The following is a 5,619-nucleotide window of genomic DNA, read 5'->3' on the forward strand; positions in this document are numbered from 1 at the left end:
GGGATCCGTCCGGTTCGAGCAGGTCTCCTTTGCACACACGCCCGGCACACCGGTCCTGGATTGCATCGATCTCGCGCTGGTCCCGGGCGAGCGCGTGGCGATCGTCGGCCCGTCCGGGGCGGGTAAATCCACGCTGCTCAGCCTCCTGCTGCGCCTGCATGATCCGACCGAGGGGCGCGTGCTCCTCGACGGGGTCGACATCCGCACCTATCGGCTCGCGTCGCTGCGGGCTCAGATGAGCGTGGTGCTCTCGGACAGCCTGCTGTTCGCCGCCAGCATCCGAGACAACGTCGGGTACGGCGCAGCTGGTTCAAACACTGGTGCCGAACCCGTTGCCGATGAGGCCGCAATCATCAGGGCCGCCCGCTTGGCCAATGCCCACGACTTCATCGAGGCGCTTCCGAACGGCTACGACACCCTGGTGGGCGAGCGCGGCGTCACACTCTCGAGCGGGCAGCGCCAACGCATCGCCATCGCCCGGGCGGCACTGCGACCGAGCCCGATCCTGATCCTCGACGAGCCGACCACCGGGCTCGACCGTCACAATGCGCAGTCCGTGATCCAGGCCCTGGAGAAGCTCGCGCAGGGTCGCACCGTCCTCATGGTGACCCATGATCTCGAGCTGGCCGCACGGGCCGACCGGATCCTCTACCTGGAGGCGGGCCGTATCCGCGAGGAGGGATGCCACGACGCGCTGCTGGCACGCGAGGGCGCCTATGCCGCACTCGTTCGGGGCCGCTCGGGTGCCTCCTCGCCGGCCCTGTCACCGGCCACCAGCCGCCCGATCGGAGCCGACTATGCTTTTGGATCCTGATCGCGCGCTCGCGGCGCGCGACATCGCGCTGCCGGGCCTCGGGTTTGTGTTGGACTCGGAGGCGATCCTGGCCGCCGTGCGCATGGCCTGGCCGGATGAAGGGATCGCGTCGCTCGAGACGATCTATGTGCGCTACAAACCCGGCACCAACTGTCTTGCCGGCTATCTTGCCCACACCCCGTCCGGCCCGCTGCGGTTCCAGGCCAAGACCTTCGCCGACGCCCGGGATGCCGTGCACCAAGCACGCAAGGGCGCGAAAGCCGGGATGGGTGCGGGGATCTGCCTGATCGAGGAGCACCGAAGCCTCCTCCGGCGCTTTCCCGTCGACCGTCGTCTCCCTGCACTCGCCGCGCTCGTCGACCCAGATGCACGCGGCCTACTAATGAGCGCGCTGGCGCAGGAGGAGCCCGAGCTCCGCACGGCGGAACTGGAGACACTCCACTACAAGCCCGAACGGCGTTACGTCGGCAAACTGTCCGTCGACGGTGAGGCACGGGCGATCGTCAAGCTCTATGAAGAGCGCGACTTCCCCAATGCCTGGCGCTCGGCCAAGGCGATCCGGGATTTCCCGGCGTCCGAGCGGCTGTCGGTCTCCCGAGCGATGGGGCGCTCCAAGCAGCAGCGCATCATCCTGAGTCGGTGGATACGCGGCGTGCCACTGAATGCATGGCTGCGCGGCCCGACCCGCGAACCGTGTCCGATGCAACAGGTCGGTGCCGCTCTTGCCGCGTTTCATCGTCAAGCGCCGGGGGCCCTTGCACCGGTCATGCGCGAGCAGGAAGCCATGGCGCCGTTGGCGGCTGCCCGTGCCGTGGGCGAGCTTGAACCCCGACTCGCCCCTCCGGCGCAACGGCTCGCCTCGCGTATTGCATCGGCGCTCTTGTCGGCCCCCTTGCAGCACCGATGTGTTCACGGTGATTTCTCCGCCGATCAAATCCTGTTGGACGCAGACAGGGTCGCGATCATCGACTACGACCAAGCCGGAGCGGGCGACCCCGCGGCCGATCTCGGAAGCTTCATCGCACGACTCGAAGACGACTGCCTGGCCGGACGACTCGCCTCGGTGCGTGCCGAAGAGATCGCCGCCGACCTGATTCAAGGATACTGCCATGAGTGCGGATGCGCGCCACCGGCCCGCACGGATCTCTACGTCGCGGCCGGTCTGCTGCGCCTTGCGCCGGAGGCATTCCGGCGACGCGAGTGCGACTGGCCGGAGCGCATCGAGCAGACGCTGCTGCGCGTGGAGCGCCTTCTCGGAAACCAAACAGGAAGACCATCACTCGAGCCCCGTGCACCCCGACGGAGGAGGTCGACAGCATGAGGATCCAGACGAATGACTCGCAACGGACGGTGGATGCGAGTGTCGCCTCGGCCGACACCCGAATGCCGATGTTGCCGCTCGCCTTGAGTCCGACCCGGATGCAACGGCGTATCCGGGCCTGCCCCGCGCTGAGCCGACGGATCGATGCCCACGCACCGGGGCTCGGCATCAAGGCCGTCCGCATGCGCCGGCATAAGCGCGGGATCCGGTGCCTGATCGAATATCGCTTGGCGCCGAGCGTACCGACCGGAGACCCAACTGCACTCGTATTGCTCGGCAAGATCCGAGCAAAGGGTCCGGACCGATACAGTCATGCGGTGCAGACCCGGCTGTGGCACCGTGGATTCGGTCCCGATGCCGAGGATGGCATCGCGGTGCCCGAGACCTTCGGCGTCTTGCCCGATCTGGCCATGTGGCTGCAGCGCAAGGTCTCGGGACAACCCCTCACGGAACACCTGACCACCCCCGATGCTCCGGCATTGGCCCCGCGGATCGCGGCGGCAATCCACAAGCTGCACGGTGCGGATCCGATGTTGGAGCGACGCCACAGCATGCGCGAGGAGCTGCGCGTCCTGCACCGCGCGCTCGGCGAGGTCGCAACGCAGAACCGAACGTGGGCGGGACGGATCGATCGTCTCTTGACCGCCTGCGAGCGTTTGGGCGACTCGCTCGCAGCCGCCACCCCGTGCCCCAGCCATCGCGACTGCTACGCCGACAACCTCATCCTGGACGGCACCCGGCTCTATCTGATCGATCTCGACCTCTTCTGTCTAGCCGACCCCGGTCTGGACATGGGCAACTTCATCGGACACGTCACCGAGCTGAGTCTACGCACCTACCGAGACCCGACCGCGCTGGCCGACCTCGAGCTGGCCCTCGAGGATGCCTTCGTCCGCCTCGCCGGCGAGTCATGCCGGGCCGCGCTGAGGACCTATGCCACGCTGACCTTGGTCCGTCACATCGCAATCAGCCGGCGCATCCCGGAGCGACGACCCTGGACGCCCGCGCTCCTGGAGCTTTGCGAGGAGCGACTCGGCGTCGCCACGAGACGATCAAGGTAAGAAACGATCCAAACACAACCGAAACGTAGGATGGGTAGAGCGCAGCGAAACCCATCCTCCCCGCGCCAAGGGCATCGGACCGAAACCCGGCAGCGCGGCGGTTTGGAGGATGGGTTTCGCTGACGCTCTACCCATCCTACGCACCGGGCGCGGTTTGGCTTTTCCTTTTCTTAAACCGCTCCAGGGAGAACGCCTTTGGTGTCCTCAACGGCGGGATTTCCAGGCCGACATCAATTTAGGGAGCCGGACGTGGTTTAAGCGGCGTTGAGCGCATCGATCAAGGCGCCCGGATCCGTATCGTCGAGACGGGTGAAGAGCGCGGCGGTGCGGCGTTTCAGGTCGTGTGTGTCGGCCTGCAGCACGATCTCTTTGACATCCAGGATGGCGCCCGGCTGCATGCTGAACTCGCGGAGCCCCATTCCGAGAAGCAGGCGGGTGAAGCGCGGATCGCCGGCCATCTCGCCGCACATGCTGACCGGTCGATTCAGGTCGCGCGCCGCCTCGATGGTCATGCGTACGAGCCGCAGGATTGCCGGGTGAGTGGGGTCGAACAGATAGTTGACGCCGTCGTCGAGTCGGTCGATCGCCAGCGTGTACTGGATGAGGTCGTTGGTTCCGATCGACAGAAAATCCAGACGCCGCGCCAGTGCGCGTGCGCAGAGGGCTGCCGCGGGAACCTCGATCATGGCACCGATCGGAAGGCTCGGGTCGTATTCGATCCCGTCACGGTCGAGCTGAGCCTTGATCTGCCGTATCAGCGCCAGAACCGTGTCGACCTCATGGATGCTGGAGACGAGCGGCAGCATCAGCCGAACCGGGCCGATCGCTGCGGCGCGCAGGATCGCCCGCAATTGCGGGCGAAAGAGGTCGGGCTCCTTCAGGCACAGGCGGATCGCGCGCAACCCGAGCGCGGGGTTCGAGACCCCGGGCGCCGGCTCCGAGGCCGTATCGATGCGCTTTTCGACCCCGAGGTCCAGCGTGCGGATGGTCACCGGGATTCCACCGAGCCCCGCGATGATCTCAGCGTAGTTCGCCAGGTGCTCCTCCTCGTCGGGGAGATCGCGGCGATTCATGTAAAGGAACTCGGTGCGATAGAGTCCAACCCCACTGGCCCCGTTGGCGATCGCAAGCTCCACGTCTTCGGAAAGTTCCAGATTCGCCAGGAGACCGATCTCGACCCCGTCGCGGGTGACGGAGGGGCACCCGACCAGCCCGCGCAAACGCAACTGACGGGCCTCTGCCGCGCGCAGCCGGTCACGGAAAAAGCTCAGGGTCAGCGGGTCGGCATCGGCAATGACGGTGCCGGTCTCGCCGTCCACCAGGATGAGCTCGCCTTGGCGCAGATAGCGGGTAATGCTGTGGATGCCCATCACGGCGGGCACCCCGAGACTGCGCGCCAGGATGGCCGTGTGTGACATGGGCCCGCCGAACTCGGTGACGAATGCGACCGCACCGCGATGGTGCAGAAGGATCGCATCCGCGGGAGTGAGGTCGCGCGCCACCACGACTCGACCTTTCAGATCCTGAGCCGAGGGCTCGCTTTGCTCAATTGCGCCCTGCAGGAAGGTCTGAATCTGCTGGACGACATGCTCGACGTCGTCGCGACGCGTGCGCAGATAGGGGTCGTCCATCTCGTCGAAGATACCCACCAGGGTGTCGCGTTGGCGTTGCAGCGCCCACTCGGCATTGCAGAGTTCCTCGGCAACGATGCGCCGCACCTCCTCGACCAGGGCGGCATCCTCGAGCATCAGCAGGTGGGTATCGATGAACTCGGCGATGTTCAGCGGCGTGTGGCGCGGGATCTGGTTGCGCACGGCCTTTAGTGCCTGGCGTGCTGCTGCGACGGCCAAGTCGAGTCGATCGATCTCGGCAGCGACCTCGTCGGCCGCGATCGAGGATTGCGAGGCAGTACGGCCGCCTCGCACGTCCACAAAGGCAGGTCCGAGTGCCAGCGAGCGGCTCGTCGAGATGCCGATTCCCTGAAATGCGGTGGTCATTCCGACTCTCCGAAGCGATCGCCGATCAACGCCTCGATCGCCGCCATGGCGGCATCCTCGTCCTCGCCGCAAGCCTCGACCGTGATCCGAGTCCCTTGGCTCGCGGCCAGCATCATCACGCCCATGATGCTCTTGCCGTTGACGCTTTGTCCGCGCCGCGCGATCTCCACGTGGCTGGCGAACCGCCCGGCGCATTGCACGAGCTTGGCTGCCGCACGGGCATGCAACCCCAGCTTGTTGAGGATCTCGATCTCTTTGCGAATCATGTGCGGTCGTCTCGTCGCGAGCAGAGCAAGACGCCGTCGCGCCCGCCCTGCAGGGCCTTCTCGGCCACGGCATCCAGGTCGAGCGAAGCGTAGGTCAGGGCGCGCAACAACATGGGCAGGTTCAGTCCGGCAATCACTCTGAGCCGCTCATGGATCGTCA

At 66.3% G+C, this 5,619-nt stretch carries 5 protein-coding genes and 1 pseudogene; 3 read left to right on the forward strand and 3 right to left on the reverse strand.

The window, feature by feature from the left end:
* The 3 genes from GPT33_RS08570 to GPT33_RS08580 form a co-directional block, all read left to right on the forward strand.
* On the forward strand, nt 1–814 hold an 814-nt coding region (locus GPT33_RS08570), incomplete at its 5' end, for an ABC transporter ATP-binding protein (protein ID WP_296807411.1).
* Complete coding sequence (locus GPT33_RS08575) at nt 798–2,135, forward strand: aminoglycoside phosphotransferase family protein (RefSeq protein ID WP_296807414.1); 1,338 nt, start codon at nt 798–800, stop codon at nt 2,133–2,135. The genes GPT33_RS08570 and GPT33_RS08575, both read left to right, overlap by 17 nt.
* Nucleotides 2,132–3,196: a phosphotransferase gene (locus tag GPT33_RS08580; RefSeq protein ID WP_296807417.1), complete on the forward strand. Its 1,065-nt coding sequence runs from the start codon at nt 2,132–2,134 to the stop codon at nt 3,194–3,196. Before GPT33_RS08575 ends, GPT33_RS08580 begins: the two co-directional genes overlap by 4 nt.
* 254 nt (nt 3,197–3,450) lie before the next feature.
* Here GPT33_RS08580 and ptsP read toward each other — a convergent pair whose 3' ends face one another.
* From ptsP to GPT33_RS08595, 3 genes and pseudogenes are all read right to left on the reverse strand, one after another.
* On the reverse strand, nt 3,451–5,193 hold the full coding sequence (ptsP, locus tag GPT33_RS08585; RefSeq protein ID WP_296807420.1) for a phosphoenolpyruvate--protein phosphotransferase: 1,743 nt from the start codon (nt 5,191–5,193) through the stop codon (nt 3,451–3,453).
* Nucleotides 5,190–5,459, reverse strand: coding sequence for an HPr family phosphocarrier protein (locus tag GPT33_RS08590; RefSeq protein WP_296807423.1), 270 nt, complete (start codon nt 5,457–5,459; stop codon nt 5,190–5,192). The genes ptsP and GPT33_RS08590 overlap by 4 nt, the downstream gene beginning before the upstream one ends.
* A pseudogene (locus GPT33_RS08595) lies at nt 5,456–5,619 on the reverse strand (PTS fructose transporter subunit IIA); the annotation flags it as partial. The pseudogene GPT33_RS08595 and the gene GPT33_RS08590, both read right to left, overlap by 4 nt.

The sequence above is a fragment of the Thiocapsa sp. genome (assembly GCF_011390875.1).
Taxonomy (GTDB): Bacteria; Pseudomonadota; Gammaproteobacteria; order Chromatiales; family Chromatiaceae; genus Thiocapsa.